The organism is Alishewanella sp. BS5-314, assembly GCF_025377695.1.
Lineage (GTDB): Bacteria > Pseudomonadota > Gammaproteobacteria > Enterobacterales > Alteromonadaceae > Alishewanella > Alishewanella aestuarii.
In genome coordinates this window covers 631,707-657,713 of sequence record NZ_JACEHJ010000002.1, presented here as the reverse complement: position 1 = coordinate 657,713, position 26,007 = coordinate 631,707, and the positions used below count along the sequence as shown (strand labels likewise).

21 protein-coding genes and 1 pseudogene are annotated in these 26,007 nt (G+C 52.1%); 10 read left to right on the top strand and 12 right to left on the bottom strand.

The features are described from left to right. The first annotated feature begins 31 nt into the window (after window positions 1-31). Window positions 32-472: a ferric iron uptake transcriptional regulator gene (gene fur / locus H1D31_RS07590; RefSeq protein ID WP_008610368.1), complete on the top strand. Its 441-nt coding sequence runs from the start codon at window positions 32-34 to the stop codon at window positions 470-472. Window positions 473-519: 47 nt separating this feature from the next. Here the strand turns inward: fur and H1D31_RS07585 are convergent, their stop codons facing one another. From H1D31_RS07585 to H1D31_RS07575, 3 genes are all read right to left on the bottom strand, one after another. After that, window positions 520-1,014, bottom strand: coding sequence for a GNAT family N-acetyltransferase (locus H1D31_RS07585; RefSeq protein WP_008951949.1), 495 nt, complete (start codon window positions 1,012-1,014; stop codon window positions 520-522). A 95-nt stretch (window positions 1,015-1,109) separates the two neighbouring features. Further along, the gene (locus H1D31_RS07580; protein WP_261257435.1) at window positions 1,110-2,036 is read right to left on the bottom strand and encodes an electron transfer flavoprotein subunit alpha/FixB family protein; all 927 of its coding nucleotides are present in this window, start codon (window positions 2,034-2,036) and stop codon (window positions 1,110-1,112) included. Next, window positions 2,036-2,785 (bottom strand): electron transfer flavoprotein subunit beta/FixA family protein, encoded by a 750-nt coding sequence (locus H1D31_RS07575; protein WP_008951947.1) that lies wholly within the window; start codon window positions 2,783-2,785, stop codon window positions 2,036-2,038. Before H1D31_RS07575 ends, H1D31_RS07580 begins: the two co-directional genes overlap by 1 nt. A 258-nt stretch (window positions 2,786-3,043) precedes the next feature. On the opposite strand from H1D31_RS07575, the gene H1D31_RS07570 reads away from it, so the two are divergent. Further along, window positions 3,044-4,690 carry an electron transfer flavoprotein-ubiquinone oxidoreductase gene (locus H1D31_RS07570; protein ID WP_261257430.1) on the top strand — a complete coding sequence of 549 codons (1,647 nt, stop codon included), beginning with the start codon at window positions 3,044-3,046 and terminating at the stop codon, window positions 4,688-4,690. Window positions 4,691-4,742: 52 nt separating this feature from the next. Here the strand turns inward: H1D31_RS07570 and H1D31_RS07565 are convergent, their stop codons facing one another. Together H1D31_RS07565 and H1D31_RS07560 are read right to left on the bottom strand one after the other, a co-directional pair. Beyond that, on the bottom strand, window positions 4,743-7,757 hold the full coding sequence (locus tag H1D31_RS07565) for a ligand-binding sensor domain-containing diguanylate cyclase (protein WP_261257428.1): 3,015 nt from the start codon (window positions 7,755-7,757) through the stop codon (window positions 4,743-4,745). A gap of 16 nt (window positions 7,758-7,773) precedes the next feature. Beyond that, window positions 7,774-8,739, bottom strand: a complete 966-nt coding sequence (locus tag H1D31_RS07560) for an aldo/keto reductase family oxidoreductase (RefSeq protein WP_261257425.1) — start codon at window positions 8,737-8,739, stop codon at window positions 7,774-7,776. Window positions 8,740-8,888: 149 nt separating this feature from the next. On the opposite strand from H1D31_RS07560, the pseudogene H1D31_RS07555 reads away from it, so the two are divergent. Continuing rightward, a pseudogene (locus tag H1D31_RS07555) lies at window positions 8,889-9,608 on the top strand (pseudouridine synthase); the annotation flags it as partial. A gap of 153 nt (window positions 9,609-9,761) precedes the next feature. After that, window positions 9,762-11,945, top strand: a complete 2,184-nt coding sequence (locus H1D31_RS07550) for a TonB-dependent hemoglobin/transferrin/lactoferrin family receptor (RefSeq protein ID WP_261257423.1) — start codon at window positions 9,762-9,764, stop codon at window positions 11,943-11,945. 135 nt (window positions 11,946-12,080) lie between these two features. On the opposite strand, the gene H1D31_RS07545 is transcribed toward H1D31_RS07550, so the two are convergent. Beyond that, the gene (locus H1D31_RS07545) at window positions 12,081-13,100 is read right to left on the bottom strand and encodes a ChaN family lipoprotein (protein WP_261257422.1); all 1,020 of its coding nucleotides are present in this window, start codon (window positions 13,098-13,100) and stop codon (window positions 12,081-12,083) included. Window positions 13,101-13,233: 133 nt separating this feature from the next. Here H1D31_RS07545 and H1D31_RS07540 point away from each other — a divergent pair, with 133 nt between their 5' ends. The 6 genes from H1D31_RS07540 (at window position 13,234) to H1D31_RS07515 (ending at window position 19,357) form a co-directional block, all read left to right on the top strand. Then, window positions 13,234-14,253 (top strand): hemin ABC transporter substrate-binding protein, encoded by a 1,020-nt coding sequence (locus H1D31_RS07540; protein ID WP_261257420.1) that lies wholly within the window; start codon window positions 13,234-13,236, stop codon window positions 14,251-14,253. Beyond that, on the top strand, window positions 14,253-15,269 hold the full coding sequence (locus H1D31_RS07535) for a FecCD family ABC transporter permease (RefSeq protein WP_261257418.1): 1,017 nt from the start codon (window positions 14,253-14,255) through the stop codon (window positions 15,267-15,269). The genes H1D31_RS07540 and H1D31_RS07535 overlap by 1 nt, the downstream gene beginning before the upstream one ends. After that, window positions 15,262-16,047, top strand: coding sequence for a heme ABC transporter ATP-binding protein (locus tag H1D31_RS07530; protein WP_261257416.1), 786 nt, complete (start codon window positions 15,262-15,264; stop codon window positions 16,045-16,047). Before H1D31_RS07535 ends, H1D31_RS07530 begins: the two co-directional genes overlap by 8 nt. A 24-nt stretch (window positions 16,048-16,071) precedes the next feature. Beyond that, the gene (locus H1D31_RS07525; RefSeq protein ID WP_261257414.1) at window positions 16,072-16,800 is read left to right on the top strand and encodes a HugZ family protein; all 729 of its coding nucleotides are present in this window, start codon (window positions 16,072-16,074) and stop codon (window positions 16,798-16,800) included. A gap of 421 nt (window positions 16,801-17,221) precedes the next feature. Beyond that, complete coding sequence (locus H1D31_RS07520) at window positions 17,222-18,286, top strand: hypothetical protein (RefSeq protein WP_008610352.1); 1,065 nt, start codon at window positions 17,222-17,224, stop codon at window positions 18,284-18,286. A gap of 18 nt (window positions 18,287-18,304) precedes the next feature. Continuing rightward, the gene (locus H1D31_RS07515) at window positions 18,305-19,357 is read left to right on the top strand and encodes a hypothetical protein (RefSeq protein ID WP_261257412.1); all 1,053 of its coding nucleotides are present in this window, start codon (window positions 18,305-18,307) and stop codon (window positions 19,355-19,357) included. Window positions 19,358-19,363: 6 nt separating this feature from the next. On the opposite strand, the gene thiH is transcribed toward H1D31_RS07515, so the two are convergent. The 6 genes from thiH to thiC are packed head-to-tail and all read right to left on the bottom strand — an operon-like array spanning window position 19,364 to window position 25,777. Continuing rightward, window positions 19,364-20,572: a 2-iminoacetate synthase ThiH gene (thiH, locus tag H1D31_RS07510; RefSeq protein WP_261257410.1), complete on the bottom strand. Its 1,209-nt coding sequence runs from the start codon at window positions 20,570-20,572 to the stop codon at window positions 19,364-19,366. Beyond that, on the bottom strand, window positions 20,569-21,339 hold the full coding sequence (locus H1D31_RS07505; RefSeq protein WP_261257408.1) for a thiazole synthase: 771 nt from the start codon (window positions 21,337-21,339) through the stop codon (window positions 20,569-20,571). Before H1D31_RS07505 ends, thiH begins: the two co-directional genes overlap by 4 nt. 2 nt (window positions 21,340-21,341) lie before the next feature. After that, complete coding sequence (gene thiS, locus H1D31_RS07500; RefSeq protein WP_261257406.1) at window positions 21,342-21,542, bottom strand: sulfur carrier protein ThiS; 201 nt, start codon at window positions 21,540-21,542, stop codon at window positions 21,342-21,344. Window positions 21,543-21,580: 38 nt separating this feature from the next. Next, window positions 21,581-22,336 carry a HesA/MoeB/ThiF family protein gene (locus tag H1D31_RS07495; RefSeq protein ID WP_261257405.1) on the bottom strand — a complete coding sequence of 252 codons (756 nt, stop codon included), beginning with the start codon at window positions 22,334-22,336 and terminating at the stop codon, window positions 21,581-21,583. Beyond that, window positions 22,324-24,000 carry a thiamine phosphate synthase gene (gene thiE, locus H1D31_RS07490; RefSeq protein WP_261257403.1) on the bottom strand — a complete coding sequence of 559 codons (1,677 nt, stop codon included), beginning with the start codon at window positions 23,998-24,000 and terminating at the stop codon, window positions 22,324-22,326. The genes H1D31_RS07495 and thiE overlap by 13 nt, the downstream gene beginning before the upstream one ends. After that, complete coding sequence (thiC, locus tag H1D31_RS07485) at window positions 23,984-25,777, bottom strand: phosphomethylpyrimidine synthase ThiC (RefSeq protein WP_409976789.1); 1,794 nt, start codon at window positions 25,775-25,777, stop codon at window positions 23,984-23,986. Before thiC ends, thiE begins: the two co-directional genes overlap by 17 nt. Window positions 25,778-26,007: the final 230 nt, after the last annotated feature.

Genomic DNA, 26,007 nt, shown 5'->3' with positions numbered 1-26,007 from the left:
CCTGTAAGTTCACGTTTAGATAAGAGTTGCTATGAACGATCATAATACCGAGTTACGTAAGGCTGGCTTAAAGGTCACACTGCCACGGGTGAAGATCCTGGAGATCCTGCAGGATCCGAAAAACCAGCATATCAGTGCCGAAGATGTATATAAGCTATTACTGGACATCGGTGAGGATATCGGTCTGGCGACCGTATACCGGGTACTAAACCAGTTTGATGATGCCGGCATTTTAACCCGCCACCATTTCGAAGGCGGTAAGTCAGTATTCGAGCTGGCCGGCGCCAACCACCACGACCATTTAGTCTGCCTGAAGTGCGGCAAGGTGGTTGAGTTTGAAGACGACACCATCGAGCAGCGCCAACTGGCGATTGCCAAACAGCATGGTATTAAACTGACTCACCACAGTTTATATATGTATGGTGAATGTGAAGACACCGTGCAGTGTAAGAAAAACAGCGAGCAGAACTAACTGCTAATGCTAAAGAAAAACCGCCCACCGGCGGTTTTTTATTGCCTTTAAGCCGTATTTCGCAGCCGCGACATCACCAGCGCACTGATATAGTTGCCGTATTGATAGGCATAATCGGCCAGTTCGGCTTCAACTTCAAAACCAAAGCGTTCATACAGTGCAATGGCTGACTCGTTACTGCTGTATACCAGCAGCTCCACCCGCCGCAGGGCCAACCAGTTATCGGCTAAATCCAGCGCGGCACGTAATAAGGCCGAACCAATACCCTGCCCCTGGAATGGCTCAGATACGCCCATACCAAATTCCGCCACATGCCGTCGCCGCGGGTTTTGCATCACCTGTAACCCGAGCTGCCCCACCACCTGGCCGTCGAGCTCTGCCACCAGATTATAAAAACCCGGCTGTGGCTCAAACAGACTCTGCCACTTAGCTTGCGGTTGAAACGGCAGCTGCAACGTATTGGCATAGACGCTGGCTTGGTCATAGATGGCTTTGACAGCGGCTAAATCGGCTGGCTCGGCATGGCGGATCACAGGTGGCATAAGGTTTCTCCCTGAAGTACATCGATATACTAAGTTTGTGGCATAAAAAAAGCCAGCGGCGAGGCTGGCTTAGTTGGGCATTAGGTTTTACCGGCCTAGAGCGCAGCTTCCAATTCCGGTAATACCGTAAAGAGATCGCCGACCAGACCATAATCGGCAACCTGGAAAATCGGCGCTTCCGGATCTTTGTTGATGGCAACGATCACTTTCGAGTCTTTCATACCAGCCAAATGCTGAATAGCGCCAGAAATACCGACGGCAATGTACAGGTCAGGCGCCACAATTTTACCGGTCTGACCGACCTGCATATCATTTGGCACAAAGCCGGCATCGACCGCAGCGCGCGAGGCACCGATGGCAGCGTTCAGCTTATCGGCAATCCCATTTAACAGCGCAAAGTTTTCGCCATTTTGCATGCCCCGACCACCGGAGATAATCACCCGGGCGGCGGTCAGCTCTGGCCGCTCTGATTTGGTCAGCTCTTCGGCAACAAAGCTGGATACGCCTAAATCTTTTACCACCGCAACGGCTTCAATAGGCGCGTTATTGCCGGTAGCGGCCGCAGCAAAGGCCGCACTACGAACCGTTAATACTTTAATGGCATCAGCCGATTGCACGGTAGCGATAGCATTACCGGCATAGATTGGCCGCACAAAGGTATCAGCACTTTCAATGGCGATAATGTCAGAAATTTGCGCCACATCTAACAGTGCCGCTACCCGTGGTAGCATATTCTTACCACCGGTGGTGGCTGCTGCCAGAATATGACTATAACCGGCACCTAACTCTGCCACTAAGGCAGCGACGTTTTCTGCCAGCTGATGTGCATAAGGCGCGGCATCGGCCAGCAATACCTTGCTAACACCGGCAATGCTCGCGGCTTCAGCTGCCGCAGCCTGACACGCCTGACCAGCAACCAGCACATGGATTTCACCACCAAGCTGACTGGCAGCCTGTACGGTTTTAAAGGTATCCGCCTTCAGCGCACTATTGTTATGTTCAGCTATTACCAGAATGCTCATCAGATCACCTTTGCTTCATCTTTTAACTTGGCTACCAATTCGGCGACGCTTTCTACTTTCACCCCGGCCTGACGGCTTGGTGGTGTCGTCACTTTCAGGGTATTAACCTTACTTTCCAGCGCCACGCCCAGGCTATCGGCAGCTTTGACATCCAGCGGCTTTTTCTTCGCTTTCATAATATTCGGTAAGGAGGCATAGCGCGGCTCATTTAAACGCAGATCAGTCGATACTACGGCCGGCAGTGTCAAGGCAACCGTTTGCAGACCACCGTCAATTTCACGGGTCACCTGCACCTTACCGTCTGCTACTACCACTTTCGAAGCGAACGTACCCTGCCCCATACCAGTTAAAGCAGCCAGCATCTGTGCCGTTTGGTTATTATCCGAATCGATGGCTTGCTTACCCATAATCACCAGCTGTGGCTGCTCTTCTGCGACCACCTTGGCCAGTAACTTGGCCACTTGCAGTGAATCCAGGTTCAGTTCAGTCTCCAGCTGCAGCGCACGATCGGCACCCAGCGCCAGCGCGGTACGCAGCTGTTCTTGTGCGGCTTTATTCCCGATAGTGACCACCACGACCTCGGTAGCGACACCGGCTTCTTTTAAACGCACGGCTTCTTCCACCGCAATTTCGCAGAATGGGTTTAACGCCATCTTCACGTTCGCCAGATCCACACCACTGTTATCCGGTTTAACCCGAACCTTAACGTTGTAATCGATAACCCGTTTTACCGGAACTAGTATCTTCATAATGGCCTCATCTGAATGCGACAACCCTCGCCCGGGCTGCTTTACGTGCAGGTAAACTACTAAATTTGAGCATGGCCGACAATCTACTTCCTGTTGACGTTAACGTCAACCTGCAATATCCTGCTATCCTCAATAAATTCCCATGTTTATAAAAAATTCTGTAAACAATAGCATCCACAAAACAGGCGGCTGTGGCAAAGCTCAGGCATACTCTACAACAAACACAGCCTAACCTGCCAACGCAAGAGAGGTAACCCGGTGGAAAGAGAAGCAATGGAATACGATGTGGTCATCGTTGGTGCAGGCCCGGCGGGTCTGTCGGCTGCTATTCGTTTAAAGCAACAGGCCGAAAGCGCAGGCCAGGAGATCAGTGTTTGTGTGGTAGAAAAAGGCTCTGAAGTCGGCGCCCATATTTTATCCGGTGCTGTCTTTGAACCACGCGCGCTGAACGAACTGTTCCCGGATTGGGCAGAGCGCGGCGCACCGCTTAATACCCCGGTCACCCATGATGATATCTATTTGTTTAGTGATGAGCAGAATGCGCGCAAGCTACCGGGCTTTGCCGTACCTAAGACCATGCATAACAGCGGTAACTATATTATCTCAGCCGCTAACCTGTGCCGCTGGCTGGCTGAGCAAGCCGAAGCGCTTGGCGTAGAGATTTTCCCGGGCTTTGCCGCCAGTGAGTTGGTACTGGAAGATAACAGGGTCAAAGGTATTCTGATTGGTGATATGGGCCTGGATCGCGAAGGCCAACCCAAAGACAGCTATACCCCCGGCATGGCATTACTGGCCAAATACACCCTGTTTGCCGAAGGCTGCCGTGGCCATCTGGGCAAGCAACTTATTCAACACTTTGCGCTGGATGACGGCAAGTCGCCACAGCATTATGCGATTGGCTTTAAAGAAATCTGGGATGTGCCGGCCGAACAGCATCATGCCGGTTTGGTGGTGCACTCTGCCGGTTGGCCGCTGAGCGACGCCAGCGGCGGTGGCTATCTGTATCATGCTGAAGGTCAGCAGGTCGTGGTCGGTTTAATTATTGACCTGAACTACAGCAACCCTTACCTGAATCCCTTTGAGGAGTTTCAGCGCTATAAGCAGCATCCGACTTTAAAACAGTATTTAAAAGGCGGCAAACGCGTGTCCTATGGTGCCCGCGCCATAGCCAAAGGTGGCCTGAACAGCCTGCCGAAAATGAGTTTTAATGGTGGTTTATTAATTGGCTGTGATGCCGGCACCCTGAACTTTGCCAAGATTAAAGGCAACCATACCGCAATGAAATCCGGCATGCTGGCTGCCGAAGTGGTAGCCCAAGCCTTATTGAGTGGCGATACCGGTGGTCAGGATCTGACCGGCTTTGCCAATGCCTTTGAAAACAGCTGGTTGTACGATGAGCTGTACCGCTCGCGTAATTTCGGCCCGGCGATCCATAAGTTCGGCACCTTCTGGGGCGGCGCCTTTAATACCCTGGATCAAAACTGGTTTGGTGGTCGCTTACCGCTGACCTTAAAAGACGAACAACACGATTATGCCCAGCTAAAACCGGCTGCCAGTTACAGCCCTATTGTTTATCCGAAGCCGGATAATCAAATCAGTTTCGATCGCTTAAGCTCGGTTTACCTGTCGAATACCAACCATGAAGAAGAACAACCCTGCCATCTGAAGCTGAAAGATGCCAGCATTCCGATCCAGGTGAACCTGGCTAAGTATGCAGAGCCGGCGCAGCGCTACTGTCCGGCTGGCGTGTATGAGATAGTTGAAGAGCAGGATAAAGGGCCGCGACTGCAGATCAATGCCCAAAACTGCATTCACTGTAAAACCTGTGATATTAAAGATCCGAGCCAGAATATTACCTGGGTGACACCAGAGGGCGGCGGCGGTCCTAACTATCCGAATATGTAAACTACCCCGATAGCTAAGTTCAGCACGGGCGCCAGCAGGCGCCCGTTTTATTTTATACCTGCTCAGTCTGTTGCCGGGTCAGACGCTCACTGATATCGGCGCTGGCAATAGCGCTAAAGGCACCCGACTGTAACATTTGCGCAACTTCGCGCTGCAGCCAATCACCGGCATTCAGAGCTTTAGCCTGCGGCCTCAGCATTAACCAACCCGCCTTGCCCTGGCTTTTCACCTGATACAGGGCTTTATCGGCCAGCGCCAGCGCCTGGGTCCAACTCCAGCCACTATTATCCGGTAACGGGTACTGCACCGCCCCCACTGAGCAACTAAGCTTAAACGGCAATTCCGAGGCAATGACCCAGGGTTCATCGGCCACTGCCTGCAGCAAGCGGTTTAAAAAGGCGATGGGGTCGTCCTGCTGCTCCTGAATAATTAAAAACTCCTCACCGCCCCAGCGGATCAGATGATCTGATTGCCTCAGCAGACGTTTTAACAGCGCCGCCATTTGCCGCAGTACCGCATCACCGGCCTGATGCCCCAACAGATCATTAACCTTTTTAAAATTGTCCAAATCCAGCAATACACACAACAGCGGCTTCTGCTGGCGGCGGGCGCGTGCCAGTATCGCCTCCTGTGTTTGCTGTAAATAGTGCCGGTTGTGCAAACCGGTGAGTGCATCGGTAACACTGAGCAGCTGTAAGCGCTGATTAAGCAGTTCCAACTGCTGGTTGGCGTTATTCAGCTCCCGGGTCCGTTCGCTGACCATCAGCTCTAGTTTAGACTGCTGTCTGGCCAAATGACTTAAACGGTAGCGATGCAATGCAAATAACCCACTTAACAACAGCAGCAGTAACACCACATAAAACCAATATTGTTCATACCAATGCGCCTGAATGCTGAAGGTCTGGCTGACTACCTCACTCCATTCGCCCTCACCGCGAAACCGCGCCTGAACTTCAAACGTCAGCTCGCCTGGCGGCAGATTGGTATAAAAGGCCTGGCGTCTGTCGCTGACTTCTGTCCAATCCTGTTCATAACCGAGTAAGCGGTAGCGGAAAATCAGGGTTCGCGGCCGGTAATAGGCCGGCGCAGTAAACTGGATTTCCAGATCGCGCTGGGCGGCGCCCAGCTTGATTGTCTGCCCTGAGGGGTAATACAGCTGCTCGGCGAGCAGTTGCTCAATCAGCACCTCAGGTACCGGACGTTGCTCCGTCAGTGCATCCAGTTCAATGGCCACCAGCCCGTTCAGGCTGGGCAGGTAGATCCCCCGCCGCCATTTGGCGCCTTTGCTGTTACCGGCACCATTACAACAACGTAAGCCGTCGACCCCGGCCTCAGGACCAATATCATCAATAATAATGCTGGCGACGAGCTCACCGCCGGTCAGCAGTTCTGAGGCCAGGCGATAGACGCCATTAAAGTTTGAAATCACTAAGCCTTTATCGGTTTCGGCCAGATAAATCACATCCGCATTGGGCAGTCCTTGCTGTGGCAGGATCTTCTGCCAGCCGCCCCGCGGGTCCTCGATGGCAAAGCCGTGCTGCAAGGTTCCCAGCACGATCCGGCCGTCACTCAGTTGTGTGATATAGCTGATATAAATATCGCTAAGCAACGGATCCTCGATGGCAGTCAATTGCTTACCATCCCAGACATAGGCACCGCGTGGCGTCCCCAGCCACAGCCGATCCTGACTGTCGCGCAGGATCACCCGAAAACGTGTCACCGGCAATCCAAGCTGCTCGGCCATAGATTCGGGCTCATTACTGCCCGGTAGCAGCCGGTACAGGCCATCAAAACTGGCGATCCAGATACTGCCGTCATTACGCTCTACGATACCGTTGATTTGAATATGATCCAGCGCCGGATAACGCTGTACCTGCTGGTAATCGGCACTGATACGGTTTAAGCCGCGGCGGGTGCCGGCCCACAAGGTGCCGTCCGCCTGTCGGTACAGTGAGTATACTACCGGGTGCGATAGCCGCTCTGGGGCAATTTTGCGCTCAAACCGCTGCCCATCAAAGCCAGCCAGGCCACCATTGTGGCCGACCAATAACTCATGCTCTGTGGGCCAGAGCGCCCAGACATAGGGATCTGAGCTGGCAGGATCAACCTGATAGTTAGTTGTAGCATCCGATCGAAAGCGCAGCAAGCCATGCGTTTTGCTACCAAACCACAACAAACCGTCCCGGCTTTGGTAGGCACTAACCAGCCAACCAATATTCGGCAGTTGCCGTAAATCAGTACGGGAAATGAGCTGATCACCATGGAACTGCAGCAGTTCATGATAGGTTGCCACCCACAGTTGTTGTTGCTGCCGGAACAGTAGCAACACCTCGTCCTGTACCTGATGTTGTGTCAGACTTACCTTACCATCAGCATAGCGCCACAAGCCTTGAGGGGTGGCGAGCAGAATGCCGTCACCATCAGTCAGCATCCGGGTAACTAACCAACCTGGCTCAGAGTGCTGATAACGCTCCTGCCAGCCCTGCTCAGTCCAGAGCGCCAAATAGCCCGGGCCAGCTATCCATAACTGCTCACCGTCAACCAACAAACTGGAAACCGGCCGCGGTGGCACTGCCAGTACACTCAGCTGCCCCTGCTCCAACAACAGTAGTTGCTCGGCGGCAATAAAGACCCGGCCAGAGGCTGTTTCGGCCATAGCCTCGACACTGCCGACACTTTGGCCATTTAGGGTGAGTTCGGCAAACTGCTGCTGACGGTAACGGATAAGTTTGTCAGAGCTGCCAATCAGTACGTCACCGCCAGCAGTGGTGTGCAGGGTGCGTAATAACGGATTGCGAAACAGCGGTGAATGGCTGGCATTAAATACCTGAAAACGGTTGCCATCAAAGCGGGCCAGCCCGCCTTCGGTTGCCAGCCACATATAGCCTTGCTGATCCTGGGTAATCGCCACGACCGACACCTGTGGCAGGCCATGTTCTGTATTCCAGATTCGCTGGTGTAGCTGAGAAAACGGTTTAACCTCGGTTCCGGCCTGTGCTGTCGAGCCGGCAAGCCATAACATCATGCCTGATAGCAACACCAAGAGTAGTTTCTGCCATAACTGCATCGCACAGACTCCGGATTTAGGGCAAGGCGCCGCCACGGGCCGCAATATAGAGTTGATACCAGTGGATCCGACTCAGGTCAAGCTGTTCTGCGCGCACCGCCGCAGCTAAGCGTGCCGGCTGACTGGTACCCAGCACCGGCTGGATCCTGACCGGATGCCGTAACAGCCACGCCAGCACTATCGCTTCCGGCGTACTCTGATACTCCGCAGCCAACTTCGCCACTAACTGACGCGTCGCCTGTTCAGCCGCGGTTTCATCGGCGCGGGCACTAAAATAGCGACCTTGAGCCAGGCTGCCCCAACTTTGCAGTTGAATTTGCTCGCGCTGGCAATATTCGACGGTACCATAGCCAAAATAACAGCCAGCGCCCTCCGGCATGCCGGTCAGCAGGCTTTCCTCCAGCCAGTGATGACGATATAAACTCATCTCCAGCTGATTAACCACTAATGGTACCGTCAGGCTGCGTTGTAACAGCTGCAGCTGCGGCCAGCCCATATTCGACACACCAAAGTGACGCACCTTACCTTGCTGTTGTAACTGCTCAAAAGCGGCAGCAATCTCGTCAGGCTCCATAAGCGGATCCGGCCGGTGCAACAGTAACAGATCGAGATAGTCAGTATTTAGCCGTTCAAGACTTTGCTCCACCGCGGCCAGAATAGCGGTTTTACTCAGATCGTAATGGCCGGGCTGTTGCGCATTGCCAAGTTTAATACCGCATTTTGACTGCAGTAATAATTGCTGCCGCTGCGCCGGAAAGGCTTGCAGATAGCGGCCAAATACCGCTTCCGCTTTGCCAAAGGTGTAGATATCAGCGTGGTCAAATAGGTTAATACCGCAGTCAAGCGCCGCTTCAATCAGTGCAAAAGCTTGCTGTTCGTCTTGCTGTGTTAGCGGGGTGGTATTCCAGCCACCGCCGAGCCCCATACAGCCCAGTACCAGGCGGCTGGCGCCAGGCAGGGTATGATTAATTGGTAATGTCATGCCAGTTCCCTGTTAGTTGCGCGTATTTTAGCCGTAACCTGACCGATAACCCAAGCGCTATTCGCAGCGCAGCGGCAAAACCTTGCTCTGCCGGGCGCCGCCCCTTACACTGTGCACCTTGCCAATCTATTAAGCCAATACCGAGAGCTATGTCTGAGCAGAGTCTTACCCGATTAAATAAATTTATCAGTGATACCGGTTATTGTTCACGGCGCGAGGCCGATGCCCTGATTGCCGCCGGCAAAGTCAGCGTCAATGACCAGATCGCGGGCATGGGGGTCAAGGTCGCGGCAACTGACAGGGTACTGGTTGAGGGTAAACCGCTAAAAGCCAAGCCGCAGCGCGTCTATATTGCCTATCACAAGCCGGTAGGCATAACCTGCACCACCGAGCGTAAAGTCGCCGGTAATATTGTCGATGCCTTAAAATATCCGGAGCGGATTTTCCCGATTGGCCGGCTGGATAAGCCCTCTGAAGGCCTGATTTTTCTGACCAACGACGGCGATATCGTCAATAAAATTCTGCGCGCCGGTAATGCACACGAAAAAGAGTACGTGGTCACGGTAAATAAACCTATTACTGAGCAATTTATTAAACGCATGAGCCAGGGCGTGCCCATTCTGGATACTGTTACCCTGCCCTGTAAAGTCAGGCAGGTGTCGCGTAATACCTTTAATATTATTCTGACTCAGGGCTTAAACCGGCAGATCCGGCGCATGGCTGAATTTCTCGGTTACGAAGTGGTAAAGCTAAAACGCACCCGTATTATGCACGTACGGCTGGCAGAGTTAAAAACCGGCCAGTGGCGCTTACTGGATAAATATGAGATTGCCGAGCTGGAGCAACTGCTGCAGGACTCCAGCAAAACACCACTACCACACACTAAAACGGACGATTTTGACGAGTAAGCCAACAATCAGGTCAGCAACACTCACCAATCGCTACAAATGATAATGATTATCATTGACTATCGCATTTAAAGATCATAGCATGCCGCTGTTTTTAACTAACAGGAGCCTGCTATGTTTACCCCTCGCCTTAGCCTGCTGGCCAGCGCTATTGCCGTTACCTTTAGCCCACTTACTCTGGCTGACCACGCAGCAGAAGCTGCAGCGATAGAAGTTATGGTCGTCAGTGGCAGTCGGATTGAACAACCGCTGCAGGATGTTGCGGGCAGTATTTCGATTCAAACGGCCGATGAGCTCGAACTACAACAAGTTAACGATTACAGTCAGTTATTCCGCTATGACCCTTCCATTCAGGTCACTGGTAGTGTTGGGGGCGCGCAGAACTTTTTGGTCCGGGGCATGGGCGGTAATCGGGTATTAATGATTAAGGATGGGATGCGCATTAACGAGGGTTATGGTGCTAACGGCCTGAACGATATTATTGGTCGTGGCTTTCTGGATACCTCTACGCTAAAACAAGTCGAAGTGGCCAAAGGGGCGAGCTCCTCGCTGTATGGGTCTGATGCACTTGCCGGTATAGTAGTATTTACAACAAAAGACCCGTTAGATTATCTGACAGAACAGGCCGAATTCGGTGGTAATGTCAGTCTTGGCTATGCTGATCTCTCCAGCCAATATCATGGCGGTACTACACTGGCCCAACGAATTGGTAACCACTTCAGCCACATGCTCAGTGGCACCTTGCGGCGGGGCGAAGAGCAACAAAACCATGCCAGCAATCTGGAGCCCTTTTCTATCGACTCAGATAGCATGCTTTACAAAGCTATTTACCAACTCAATAGCACTGACAGCTTAGGTTTTAGTATCGACTTTTACCAGCAGGATGCATCTGGCGATCGGGCTAATGGCCTACTCGCTTACTTCCGCAGCCTGGCCCAATTTGGTTATCAGATTGCGGCAGAATCGAATGAAAGTAACAAGAAAACTCAGGCATTACGCTTACATTACCGCTCTGAAGCCGATACGGCACTGTATAACTATTTAGATCTCAGTCTGTATAGCAACAAAAGCAAACAAACGGATTTGGAATATGCCAAGCTGGACATCAATGCCCCAAGATTTAATCTGTTTCAAATCCGCCATATGTGGCAAAACAATTTATATGAGCAAAATACCCAGGGCGTGTTGCTGAGCGCCGCTAAGACGCTAAATCCCCGGCACGCCCTGGCCTATGGGCTGGATCTTGAGAAAACCGATACTCAACGTAGCCAGTATGAATATCGTACCGCAGAGGGGGTAACGGAGCCGCTGCGGGATCTGCTGACCAATAAATTTCCGAAGAATGATATCGCCCGCTATGGCTTGTACCTGAACGATACCATCAAGCTGGCAGACGGCCGTTGGCGGCTAACGCCAGGCGTACGTTACGACCGCTTTGCGATGGATCCTAACGGCGCATTAAAGCTAGATGGTACCGCCTTTGAGAAAATCAGCGATGATAAGATCTCGTTAAACTTAGGTAGCTTGTATCAGTTGACCGACACGCTAAACCTTTACGCGCAGTATGGTCAGGGTTTTAAAGTACCCGCCTATGATCTGGCCTATATTGAACACGATTTACAACCAACCTCAACTTATCGCTACACACTGGTGCCGAATACCGATTTAAAGCCGGAGACCAGTCACACTTATGAGTTGGGTCTGCGCGGCCAGCTAAACCAGCTTAGCTTTAGCTCAGCAGTATTTTATAACCGCTTTACCGACTTCTTAGAAACCGCACTGATTGACAGCAAAACGGTACTAAACGCCCAAGGACAGTTTCAATATCAACACGATACCTTCCACTACCAAAACGTGGATAAAGTGACAATTAAAGGCGCGGAGTTAAGTCTGGATTATGCGATTAATGACCAGTGGAGTCTGCTGGCAGCGGTGTCCTATCAGGATGGCAAGAACGACCAAACCCAGGCCTACATTACCTCTATCAGTCCACTTTCAGGCAGTACCGGCATCAGTTTTGGCGGCGAAAAGCTGCAGTCTCAGCTGATGGCAAGCTGGGCAAAACGGATGACGAAAGTCAACGAAGGAGCCAGACAAAGTCCTGGTTTTGTCACGCTGGACTGGTTAAACAGCTATCAATTAACTGCTACCTGGCAGCTTAATCTGGCGGTTAATAACCTGCTGGATAAAGACTATGTGCGTTATAACAGCATTGCCGGTCATGCTGTAGACAGCGACTTACGCGCCTATACTCAGCCTGGGCGCAATATCAGTATAACGACCCGCTATACGTTTTAAGCCTCCAGCGCTGCAGCTTGTGGCAAGACAAAGCACTAAAACAACAGGCTGCCTGAGGGCAGCCTGTTTACTTGTAACAACACACTTAACACACCAACTGACAGTGACTCAGCTCTTTACTGAGATTTACTGAGATCATTTACCCATTAACTGCGCACAATAATCCACAGCAGGAAGCGCTGGCACAAACCAAATCAGATCTGCGATAGCCGATGCGGGTGTATCTGCCGTTATAGCTTGCGGCAAATAGTCTTTAGGATCGGTACTCTCTGCGACACTGACCATTAAGATACTGACCACAGGCTGCTCGCCTAGCCAGATCGGTATCCCAACATCTTTGCGTGCATGCTGAGCACCGGCAATCAGCACATTGACTTTGTCTGCTTGGCTATTGGCTAACATTTGTTTGGCCATCTGTTGATCACGACCAATTTGCATTCTGGCGGTGGGTTTCGCCCGTTCTGTCGTAAACATACCGCAATGGCTCTTTACCATTAATTCCGCCAAATAGTCGGTATGCGCCACCGAATGTTCCTTTACCGCGTCGGTATTTTGCCGTAGCGCTGTTTTCTCTGCATCACTTAAATCTGCCGCCACCAGCCGACTGGCCTGATCAAGCGCCAATTGCACTTGCCCTTGATAACGAGCAAAAGGCCAAGCCTTTTCAGGCCAGTTTAAGGCTTGAGGCGTGCTCAGTGTCCCCTGCTTTAACTGTGCATCTAAAGCCGGTTGTTGCGCGGTATTTAGCATTTCCATGGCGACAGCACCTAAGCGCTGCTCAGCGGCTAATTGCTGTAATACCCAAAGTTGTAACTGATGATGATCGGGATGATCATGCTGCTCGCCCAGCAATAACCAGGTGCCTGCCGGCAATTGCCTCAACAGCGTTTTAGGGGCAATCGGCTGGTTTGAATCAAGCTGAAACAGAGTGCCAACCAATGGATGCTGCTGACGCTCTGGGGCTTGCCATGTAGGCAGTGTAACACTGGCAGTACTGACCGCTTCTGCTGCTGGTGTTTGGCTGCAACCCGCCGTTGTCAGTAACATAAGGCCGCCCAGCATGCCTAACGAAAGGCGTGACAGGCTAAGCCGCACTCGACTGGGTCGCACTGGACTGGGGCGCGCCAGCTTAACACCAGATAATGAATTGAACATGTGTTGTTCCTCACAGTAATCACAATAATGAGCGTTGCAAAACGGCTGTCAGCATAGATTGCACAACATAATATTGCAAATAGGAATTATTACTATTACTATCCTCATAAATTTTCATTGTATCGGTATTAGCATGTTTAGCTCATTATTACGCTGTTTTCCTAAACTCTTACTAGGCGTGTGTTTACTCAGTCAGTTACCCCCTTATGCGCACGCCAATAACGATGTATCAACAAGTAATCCCCCTGCCAACGCCAAGATTGCCAGTGCTGGTGGTACGCTAACGGATATTATTTTTGCTTTAGGCGCTGGCGATCAGCTACTGGCGGTGGATACGTCCAGTACCAGCCCAGCGGCGGCGGCCAATAAAGCCAGTATTGGTTATTACCGCAGCTTATCGGCAGAGTCACTTATTGCCACTGGGGCAACCGAATTATGGGCGCTGGAAGGCACCGGCCCTGCCGCGACGCTAAGCCAACTGCGTAATACCGGCATCAAGGTAGAGCACTTTGCCAAACCGCGTGATTTAGCTGAACTCTATGAGTTTATTGGGTTGCTCGGCGCTAAATTGCAGAAAGAAGCGGCAGCCACGGCGCTAATTAACCAGATTAAACAGAGCTTACCCGTGCTGCCTGCCACCAAGACTGAAGTAAAACCTTTATCGGCTCTGTTTGTCCTGCAGGCCTCTAGCCGCGGGGTGATAGTTGCCGGTAGCGAAACCGTGCCAGATCTGTTGTTTCACTACAGCGCTATGCAAAATTTAGCCACGCATAATGGCTTTAAACCGATTTCTGCTGAGTTTTTGATGCTGCAACAACCCGATTTATTGGTCGTGCCGGAGCATGTGGCACAAAGTGCGGGTGGGCTTAACGCCTTTTGTCAGTTACCGGAATTACGGATGCTGGCTGCCGCCAAAGACTGCCGCGTATTGGTTATGGATTCCTTGCTGTCGATGGGCATGACCAGCCGCATTGGCGAGGCTATTCAGCAACTGTACCAGTTTGGCCAGCAAACGGCTTTAACGCCAGCAACAAGTCAGTCAAGGCTCGCTCAGCCCAGCGCAACGCGAGTTAACTTAAAGGACACGGCTGGCGTGAACTCAGGCACTGACACTGGTCTGCAAAAAACCGCAAAACACGCTTTAGGTCAATAATGCTACGTTTTCCGTTAATTATTACGCTGTTAGTGCTGGCTATTTTCGCTTGTGCTGTACTGGCACTGAGCAGTGGTGCGGTACTCACCGATTGGCGCCTAGCCTTTGCTTGGTGGTGGCCAGGTTTTAGTGAGGACTTTTCTGCACTGCAATTAAATGTGGTCACCGAATTACGCCTACCGCGCTTATTGTTAGGGTTGATAGTCGGTGCGGTATTGGCGCAGGCCGGCTGCGCCATGCAAACACTCTGTCGCAATCCTCTGGCCGATCCCTCATTAATCGGTATTGCCGCCGGCGCAGCGATGCTGGCGTTATTGGTGATTGCACTTGGCCCACAACTGGGACTAACCGGGCATTACTGGGTCAGTACCGCGGCATTTAGCGGCGCCTTAATCACGTCGTTACTGGTGTATCAGCTGTCCCGCAGCAGCAGTGGTGTTAACGTTGCTACCCTATTGCTTTGTGGCGTAGCCATTAATGCCTTAGCCGCCGCCGTCATAGGTTTACTCAGCTTTTATGCCTCGGACGATGCCTTGCGTTTAATGAGCTTTTGGCAGATGGGTTCACTTGCAGCCGTAACCTGGCAACCGCTGCCGCTGGCATTTCTTAGCTTGGGCTTATGCAGTGCTTTGCTCTGGTATCGGCGCAAAGCCCTTAATCTACTGTTGCTCGGCGAGCAGCAAGCCCGTTATTTAGGCGTAAATGTGCGGCGTTTAAAGCGCGAACTTATTGTGCTGGTGGCGCTGGGCGTCGGTGCCGCTGTGGCACTAACCGGGATTATCGGCTTTATTGGTTTGGTGATCCCCCATATCGCCCGCTTGTTAGTCGGTGCAGCCATTCCACGCCTGATGCCGGTTGCGATGTTACTGGGCGCACTGGTACTGGCACTCGCCGATTGGTTGGCGCGCATGGCCGTACCGCCGGCAGAATTGCCGATTGGCATTATTACTGCGTTACTGGGTGCGCCGTTCTTTATTTACCTTTTATTGCAACAAAAACAGAGGTTGTATGCTTAAAATACAACAGCTGTCGGTCAAACGAGGCAATAGCCTGGTTATTGAGGCGCTGAGCGCGGACTTTGCGCCGGGCCAATTTGTCGCCTTACTGGGCGAAAATGGTGCCGGTAAATCGACCTTATTAAGTGCGCTTTGCTTGGATCTGCCTTTTCAGGGACAGATCAGCTTGTTTGAGCAACCGCTTAATCAATGGTCGGCAGCAGCTTTAGCGCAACAACGGGCGGTATTAAGCCAGCAACCGATTTCACCAGCGGGCTTAACTGTGCAAGAGCTGGTTTGTTTAAGCCGTTTTGGCTATCAAGAAAGCACCGAGCAGTCGGCCGAGATTGCCCAAAAATGGCTGAAAAAGCTTAACCTTATTGATTTACAAGGGCGGGATCTAAGCAGATTGTCTGGTGGCCAATTACAACGTAGCCATATTGCTCGCTGTTTGGCGCAAGTAGATAACACACTAGCGACACCCAAATTGCTGCTGTTGGATGAACCCACCGCGGCTTTAGATGTGCACCAACAGCATCGCTGTTTACAGCAAATCAGTGCCTTTGCCAAAGCCGGTAACTTAGTGATCGCGGTGCTGCACGATTTAAATTTAGCGGCGCTCTACGCTGATCAGGTGCTGTTACTAGACCAAGGGCATATTCGAGCCCTTGGCACGCCAGAGCAGGTGCTGGCTGAACAACCGTTAACCGAGCTTTACCAAACCAAGATGCATGTTTGTCGCCACCCGCGGCTTGCCTGCCCGATGATTTTTTCCGAACCTCATACCGAATTACTCTAACCACACCGTTTTTCAGGAGTCATGATGCAAGAACGTATTAACGCCGCGAAAGCCGCCCGTCAGTTAGCACTGCAATGCCAAAGTGCGGTATTTTCCACCCTGTCCCATAAACTGCAAGGCGCTCCCTTTGGTTCTGTTTCAACAGTGATGCTGACCGATACCGGTGACGTGATCTTCTATGTCTCCGATATTGCCCAACATGCTCGCAATCTGGAGCACGATAACCGTTTAAGCATCACACTGTATCATCAGGCCAGTGCCGGCGATCAGAATACGGAAGCCCGCTTAACCTTAAATGGCCACGCGCAAAAACTCACATACGAGCAAGCGGCAGAGTACGAAGGGCGTTACTTTCGCTTATTTCCGGCTGCAGAGGCCTACAAGCAAGCCCATGATTTCTACTTTTGGAAAATGCCGGTAGAACACATCCGCTTTATCGGTGGTTTTGGCGAGATTTTCTGGCTAACCGAGCAAGAATGGCAACAGGCCGCGCCGGCCTGGCAAGCGCGGGATGAGCTGGCGATGGTCGTGCATATGAATGAAGATCATGCCGATGCCTGCGAGCTGATTACCCTGCAGCACAGTGGCCAGCGGGGTGTCGCCAGGATGCTGACTGTTTATCCGGATGGTTGCCATTTTATGCAGGCAGAACGGCTGTTCTTTGTGCCTTTTGCTGCGCCTTGCTTTACCGCGCAAGAGGTGCGTAAAGCCTTGGTACAATTAACCCAGCAAGCCAGACAAGTGGCAGCTTGAGTTCAAAAACGTCACCTAATAACCATGCTGCTCTTAGGGTGGCATGGTTGCCCGGTTTCTGCTTAATACTGAAACAAACGCAATATCCCCAAAAACTAAAAAAAACTTTGAGTGATTACTTTAAACGCCGACTGACGCTTGTTAAAACTTACTGGCCTTTCAGCCCTACTTTTGGCAGTAGATAGCTGCCATCACGATTTATCGTGCTGCAAAATTCAAACACCCATCCAGAGTAATATTGCTGATATTAACAACTTTACCTAAATCCGCCTGTTGCATTATTTAATTGATAATTTAAGGTAAAACAAGCCTGACATGGTGGTAAGTTCAGGTATAAGGTAGCAGATCAGGGGCACACCCAATTGTTGAGTAGGGTAATCCCTTGCAAACAAGAACAAGAATATCAACAAAAGGATCCTTTATGACCAGGTTTAAAAAGCTGTTAGGTGCAGCGTTTTTTTCCAGCTTAGTTAGCGTTTCAGCCCAGGCAGCCGTTGGCGGTTACCCGGTTGTGTTAGTTCATGGCTTTCAGCCGGATAATTTGGCAAGTCGCCCTAATGCCAATCAGGTGGCAGCCAATGGCCTGGCCTATTGGAGCGAGTTCTGGGCTAATCATGCCGAGATGCGGATAGACTGGCCGTCACAAGAGCGAATTACCGGTCGCATTGCCACCGACTATATCTGGCCGAAGCTACAGCAACTTTCGCGGCAGAATATCTGTAACCCTGGCTGTATTTTTGTTACCCACTCAACTGGCGACTTAGTAACACGCTATATTCTGGATAACCAGGCCCTGTGGCTACAAAACGCCGGCCTACGCCCGTTAAATATTGTAGCAACGCTGGATTTCGCCGGTGCCGGGGGTGGCTCAGAGCTGGCGGATTTAGCGGTGAATGTGGCCACGGGCAGCGGCTTATTTGACCGCACTTTGCAACTCGCTTTGTCGTTATGGCTGGGACAAATACCCAATGCGAATAATGTTGGAGTATTAAACGATTTACGCGTTAATACAGCGCGGCAACTTTCAGCATTTCCAGATAGCCGGGTGCCAAGGTTACGCTTTGTCGGTGCGGCTTCTGATTTCTTAGGGACAACCGGGCTGTTCTTACCAGGTACTGATGACGGTGTGGTAGCCAGTCATTCCAGCTGTGGGGCTTCCAGTGCTGGCAATTTTGAAAGTTGCTCCAGAGCTGTCGCCTTTGACGGTAAAATCACCAGCCAGAACCTTGGGGTGACTAATTTTATGCCGCTGCATTATCCGATGTTAATGAGCGATGCTTACAGTCACAACGCCGTGATCGGCCAGCAGCGAAAAGGCGATATTACCGTTGCCCGCAATAGCGTGAGCCTCACCACACAAAGTGCGGTGCGCTTTAGCAGTACCGATCAAACCCGAGGCTGGTGGATTTTTGCCTCGAGCTACCGAGTAGTCAATGGTTCAGAGCGGCATGCTATGTCACCTTTGGTTTATCAAGCAGTTCAATAACGGAAGTTTGGCTAAGCGATGAAAAAACGCCTTGGCTTTATTACAGCCCTCGTGATCCTTGGCTTGGTTGCAGTGCTTTGGCCTGCAGCTAAGCCCACTCATTCTGTCGATACGCCAGCGCGTAACGTTAGAATGGATGAGCAACAGCAAAGCTCAAACACGGCTGCGACACCCGCTGGCGCCCAGAGCATTTCCGTGACCGAGCATATCGCTGAGGCTTTGCCACAACAATTTGCATATATTGCAGCGGCTTATGAACAAGAGCTTAGCTACCCACCCTACTCGCGTCCATTAACCCGGGACGATGTACAATTGCTCACGCCAAATCAGTATGTGGTGCAGCAAGTGCCGTTAGAAAATGGCGCCCAAGCGGCCATTGTTTTGCCGCAATATCGCTTTATTTATCCCGAAGATATTGAGGTAGTGCTAACCGTGGCAGGTGTTGATGCCAGCCAGGTTACGGTTAGCCTGTATTCCGAAGACACCGGGCAAAGGTTAACCGAAAGCACCATGCAGGCTAACGAGCAAGGTTTCAGCACCATCCTCAGTGCAGAGCAGGATTGGCAAGGCGAATTAAGGCTTGAAGTTGCGTTTCGCGCCAATGGTCAGCCGCATCGCTTACAAACCGGTGTCGATTATCAACAACCGAGCGCGGAAATCATCGGTGTAAAAGATGGTTATGCTGAGGGCTCTGATTTAGTGATCCCACTGCAATTAGAAGTTAGTGCCGCCGGGACCTATCGCGTAAGGGCCAATCTGTTTAGCAGTAAGGGCGAGCCGCTGGCTCATTTAGTCAGCAGTGCCGATTTAGCCGAAGGCGAAGCCACACTGTTACTGCGCGCTTATAAAGCCGTATTGGCCGGTATAGAAGGCCCCTATTTATTGAATACCTTTACCGTCGAACGCCGTTCGCCCGCGCCAGGTGAGCGCAGCCGATTTGGCAAAAGTGTGCAAGCTGAATATCAGGTTGCATTTTATGGCTTAGGTTTGTTGTCAGACGAACCCTGGCGACCCGACGCCAGTGAGTTGCAGCGACTGGAGTTTTTAAAACTGATGGCTGAGGCGCAATAATAAGTTCTAAGTACTGCGACACAAGCCTTTTTCCCAATCTTTCCACACCGGCTGTAAGCCCCGCTGCTGCATTGCTTCGGCCACGGTAGCGGCAGAGCGCTGATCATCGGTGCTAAACTGCTCCAGACTAGCCGTTACATCGGCATAAGCGCCGGGGGCAGTACGGGAGCCGGCACTGATACTGGTAATGGCCAGCGGCACCACATGATCCCGAAAATGCGCCGATTCCCGGGTGGATAAACTGAGTTCAAGTTCAGGATCAAATAAGCGCCAGGCGCAGATCAGTTGTACCAATTGTTTATCGCTGATCAGGGTATCGGATTGATGTTGCTGTAACACCTGATCGGCCAAGCCACCGGCGCAAGGTCGCAGTCGTGGAAACGACATACTGTAGCGGCTGCGCCAATATTGCTGCTGCAGGTAACGCAGATGCAAAGCCAGATATAACGAGTCCAGCCGCCAATCGCCTAACCCTAGCAAAGCGCCAAGGCCTATTTTATCAACCCCGGCCTGCCCCAGTCGCTCTGGCGTTGCAAGGCGCCAGTCAAAATCCATTTTTTTCCCTTTTATATGGTGTTTGGCATAGCCGTGGCGATCATAGGTTTCCTGATACACCAACACGCCATCCAGTCCATACTGCCTGAGCTCAGCATAATCACGGCTGGCCAGCGGCTGCACCTCTAGCAGTACATAGCTAAAGTAGCGCTTTACCACCGGCAGCACCTGCTTAAAGTACGACAGCCCCACTTTTTTTTCATGCTCGCCGGCGACCAGTAATACCGTTGCAAAGCCCTGTGCCTTAATCGCCTGACATTCTTGCTCGACCTCAGCCAGAGTCAGGGTACGCCTTTTTAGCGCATTACTCATCGAGAAACCGCAATAACTGCAATCATTCGCGCATAAATTGGATAAATACAGCGGAATATAAAACTGCAGCGCATGGCCAAAACGCTGGCGGGTAAGCAGCTGTGCCTGGCTAGCCATCTGCGCTAAAAAAGGCGTTGCCGCCGGTGAAATTAACGCTGCAAAATCATCCAGATCACGGCGATTTTTCGCTAAAGCGCGCTGCACCGCAGCTGCATCGGCCTGCATAATTTTTTGTTGCCACTGCTGGCTATCTTGCCTGGCCAGCAGCAAACTAAAGCCGCAGGGCTCAAGCTGCAGCGCTTGCGCATCATTCGCCATGGTTGCATCGGCTAAGGCATTGCTTGTCATAGGCTCTCCAAAAAGGCCGTTAACGGGCTGCTGGCTACGGCTTGTTGCTGACGGGCAGCTAAACCAGCTTGCTGGGCTAACTCCCCGGCCTGGCACGCCAGTTTAAAGGCTTGCGCCATAGCAATAGGATCCGCTGCACTGGCAATGGCGGTATTAACTAATACCGCGGTAGCGCCTAACTCCAGCGCCTCGCTGGCATGACTTGGTGCACCAATACCGGCGTCAACTATTACTGGTACTCGGCTTTGCTCAACAATAATGCGCAAGAAATCGCGGGTTTGCAGGCCCTGATTTGAGCCAATGGGCGCGCCCAGTGGCATCACCGCTGCGCAGCCAACTTCTTCTAAACGTTTACACAGCACCGGATCGGCGCCGCAATACGGCAACACCACAAAGCCTTTGGCCACCAACAATTCAGCGGCTTTAAGCGTTTCAATGGGATCGGGCAATAAATAGCGCGGATCAGGGTGAATTTCTAATTTTAGCCAGTGCGTTTGCAGTGCTTCACGCGCCAGCTCAGCCACAAACACTGCTTCTTCGGCGGTGCAAGCACCAGAGGTATTTGGCAGTAGCTTAACGCCCAGTGCGCTAAGCACCGGTAAAATTTCATCCTGACGTGTCATCAAATCGACCCGCCTAAGCGCCATGGTGACCAGCTCGGTACCACTGGCTGCTAAACTTTGCTGCATTAAACCAGCACTTTGAAATTTACCGGTGCCGGTTAGTAAACGTGATTGAAAAGTGTGTCCTGCTATTTGATAGGCCATATTTACCCTCCAGCTATGGCAGTAAACAGCATAATCGTATCGCCATCGTTAAGCGGCTGAGTATCCCAGCAACTACACGGGATCACCTGCTGGTTAATGGCAACCGCGATACCGGGGCGTAGTTGTTGTTGCCCGGCCAAAAACTCTGCCACAGTGCAAGGCGGCGTTAATGAAAAAGGTTGTTGATTAAAATAAATCAGCATCGTGTTTGCTCTCTTTAATCGAATTAGGGCGAAAAAGGTCAGCTGTCGCCGGCGGCACAGATCGGACATGCCGGATCCTGTTGCAGCTTTAACTGACTACTCTGGCCGTGCAGACCATCAAAACAGTGCAAGCGGCCAAAGGACACATCGCCTATTTGCAAGAGGTGTTTAAGCGCCAGCAGCGCTTGCTGGCAGGCCACCATGCCAACTAATGGCCCCAAGATGCCGCTTTGTAAACAGCTGGGGCTATCCTGCCAATCGGGGTATAAGCATTGATAGCAGCCCTGCCCCAGCCAGGGTTGAAGCGCCAATAGCTGCCCCTGCCAACCACTGGCGGCACCGCTAATCAGCGGCACCTGCCGTAAATAACTGGCCTGATTAATCGCTAAGCGGCTGCTGGCGTTATCAGTGCAATCCAATACCAGATTAACCTCAGGTAACAGCGCCAGCAGATCAGACAAGGTTAAGCGTGCAGCCAGAGGGGTAATGACCAGCTCCGGGTTTTGCGCCTGTAACCGCGCTTTGGCAGCATCGACCTTTAACTGGCCAACCTCGGCACTGCTATACAATAATTGCCTGGGTAAATTGCTTAAGCTGACGCGATCATCATCGGCCAGCAGTAAATGCCCCACGCCAGCTCCGGCTAAATAGGACGCTACCACGCTGCCTAAACCGCCTAAACCAATAATCAACACCTTGCTATGCAACAATCGCAATTGCTGGCTCTCATCCATTTCCGGGAGCAGCAGTTGCGCGCTATAGCGCAGCTGCTGGGCTGGCGTTAGTCCAGGCATATGGCGTCTACCTCATCTTTTACATCGGCCGGCTTTTTGCTTACCGTCAAGGCTGACGCAGGCATCACTTGCTGAGCTTGCATCCTATTTTTAGCTTGCGCCAGGCACGCCATTAGCTGTTGGGTTGCCTGTTCAGGATCGGCTGCTTCGGTAATAGCCGTTACCACCGCAATACTATTTACCCCGGTAGCCGACACCGCCGCTACACGATCATGATTAATGCCGCCAATCGCTACCGTTGGATAAGGTGCTGCCAAGGGTACATACTGCGCCAGTCTGGCCACGCCTTGTGGCTGCGAGGGCATTTGCTTGGTTTTGGTTGGGAAAATATGCCCAAGCGCAATATAAGACGGCTGTAGCGCTTTGGCGCGTAGCAACTCGGCATAGCCATGGGTCGACACGCCCAGCCGGATCCCCGCTTGCTGTAAGGCAGGCAGATCGGCAGTAGCTAAATCTTCCTGCCCCAGATGCACGCCATAGGCGCCAAGCTGCAAGGCCAGCTGCCAGTGATCATTTATAAACAAGTGCGCCTGATACTGCTTAGCCAGTGCAATGGCTGCCGCGATTTCAGCGCTAAGCAGTTGCTGATCAGCTGTTTTAATTCGCAGTTGGATGATGTTAACCCCAAGCGGTAATAACCGCTTTAACCAGGCTACGGAATCAACCACCGGGTACAGCCCCATTTCCGGTTGCGCTAAAGATGCAAAAGCGGCGGATGGTGGCGTTAAATCCGCTAAGCTCGCCCCCTGATACAGCGCCTGTACCTGCGCCGTATTAAGCCAAAGTGGAAAATGTTCGACGGCAATAGGCAATGGCAAGTGGCTTAAGGTGCCGGCTCCCCGGCCAGTTGCATAGGCCGCCGCAAGAGCACGGTTAAGATAGGCTTTAGCCAGCACTATAGCATCATGTAGTGGATAATCCAGCGCCAGCGCACTGGCAATAGCACTAGATAAACTGCACCCAGTACCATGGTTATGCGGCGTTGTGATGCGCGGACTGGCCAGCCAGGCTTGCTCTGTCGCCGTCACCAGATAATCCAGTGCCAGATGTTGGCAGCCACTGGCATGACCGCCTTTAACCAAGACCGCGGCAACGCCCTGCGTTAACAATGTTTGGGCGGCAGCGAGGATTTGTGCTGGCGACGCCACAGGCAAGCCGGTTAAGGCGGCTAACTCGGGCAAATTAGGCGTGAGCAAACTGGCATAGCGGTAAAGTTCGGGTAAGCAAGTGCCGGGTTGCTGTTGTTCGGGCAATAAACTGTCACCGCAGCTGGCAATAAGTACCGGATCGATAATGATCGGTATCGTTTTGGGTAGAGTTGAGAACAACTCGGCCAGTTGCCGCTGTTGCGCCTGACTCGCAACCAAACCCACTTTAATCGCCACTGGCGGTAAATCGGCCAGTAAAGTTTGCCACTGCGCGGCCAGCATCTGTTCAGATACCAGCTCCACCCGCGCCACTTCTACCGAGCTTTGCGCCGTGATTGCAGTGATAAGGCTACAGCCATGCACACCAAAGGCGCGCATGGTCAGTAAATCCGCCTGAATGCCGGCACCGCCACCCGAGTCAGAGCCGGCAATAGACCAGACAATCGCTTTAGCTGCCGCGGTTTTATTGCCGCTCATCTTAGCCGCCTGCGGCATCAACTCAGAGTGTGGCTGCATAATCACGTACATCCTGAGTAATTTTCATTGAGCAGAACTTCGGGCCACACATTGAGCAAAAATGCGCGCTCTTGTTCGACGCTTGCGGTAAGGTTTCATCGTGATACTGACGGGCAGTTGCCGGATCCAGCGCCAGATTAAACTGATCTTCCCAGCGAAACTCAAAGCGCGCCTTCGACATCGCATTATCACGAATTTGTGCACCCGGATGCCCTTTGGCCAGATCCGCAGCATGGGCAGCTATTTTGTAGGCAATCAGCCCCTGTTTCACGTCCTCTTTATTGGGCAGGCCTAAATGCTCTTTCGGTGTCACGTAGCAGAGCATGGCGCAGCCAAACCAACCGATAAAGGCGGCGCCAATGCCCGAGGTGAAATGATCATAACCCGGAGCAATATCGGTCGTCAGTGGTCCCAGGGTGTAGAATGGCGCTTCATGGCAGTGTTTCAGCTGCTCATCCATATTCTGCTTAATCAAATGCATCGGCACATGGCCCGGGCCTTCAATCATCACCTGTACATCGTACTCCCAGGCGATTTTGGTCAGCTCTCCCAGGGTCGCCAGCTCAGAGAACTGCGCCTCATCGTTGGCGTCATAAATCGAGCCCGGGCGCAGGCCATCGCCTAACGACAGCGACACATCATAAGCAGCACAAATTTCGCAAATTTCCCGAAAATGCTCATATAAGAAATTTTCGCGCTGATGCGTTAAACACCACTTCGCCATGATCGAGCCACCTCGGGATACAATGCCGGTCAGGCGCTTGGCGGTCATTGGCACATAAGCCAATAACACCCCGGCATGAATAGTAAAATAATCAACGCCCTGTTCGGCTTGCTCTAACAGCGTATCGCGAAAAATCGGCCAGGTCAGATCTTCGGCCACGCCTTTGACTTTTTCCAGCGCCTGATAAATTGGCACTGTACCAATAGGTACCGGGCTATTGCGGATGATCCAGCTGCGGGTCTGATGAATATCGCGCCCGGTAGACAGATCCATTACCGTATCGGCGCCCCAGCGCGTGGCCCACACCAGCTTTTCCACCTCTTCTTCAATGCTGGAGGTGACGGCCGAGTTACCGATATTGGCGTTCACTTTTACCAGAAAGTTGCGGCCGATAATCATCGGTTCGGCTTCAGGGTGGTTAATATTGGCCGGAATAATGGCCCGGCCAGCGGCCACTTCGGCGCGGACAAACTCCGCTGTGATTTGCGCAGGCAAGGCCGCGGCATAGGGCTGCCCCGGATGTTGATGCGTTAACAAGGCACTTTTAACCTGATCGCGGCCCATATTCTCGCGAATGGCGATATATTCCATCTCCGGGGTGATAATACCGGCGCGGGCATAATGCAATTGCGTAACCCTTTTACCCGGCTTGGCTTTCAAAGGTTGCCGGTTTAACCGATGCGGCACTGGCGCTTCCAACTGTTGCTGCTGACTAAAACGCGAACTTAGCCCGTTCAGTTGTTCAGTATCCTGTCGCTCTAAAATCCACGGCAGGCGCAGCGGCGCTAAGCCATCTTCAACACTGATACTGGCGCCCGGATCGCCATAAGGGCCTGAGGTATCATATACCGGCACCGCTTCATTCGGCTCAGTAATGGGCGCCTCGGGCGTGCCACCAACCACCGTATCAGCCAGCATAATCTGGCGCATTGCCACCTGAATATCTGGCCGGCTGCCCGATAAATAAAGGCGCTTCGAATTGGGATAGGCCTCGCCTTGCAGCTGAGCAATAAAATCGCGTGCCGCCTGGCGCTGTGCGCGACGTGACGATATGCCCGACTCAACAAGGTTAGATGTCGCCTGAGTTGGGGCTGTTTGTGATTCTGGGGTAAATAATTCTGTGGTTGACATAGCAATCTCACCAAAAAGTTAAGGGAAAATGCTTGTCAGGAGTGTTGGATAGGATTAAGTGTCAGCAGCAAAATCAAACTGCTATTCAGCAGCTCTTGCGTTACTTATCAGATGACACAACTCAGAATAGAGATTTGTAAGCCTCGGTATTC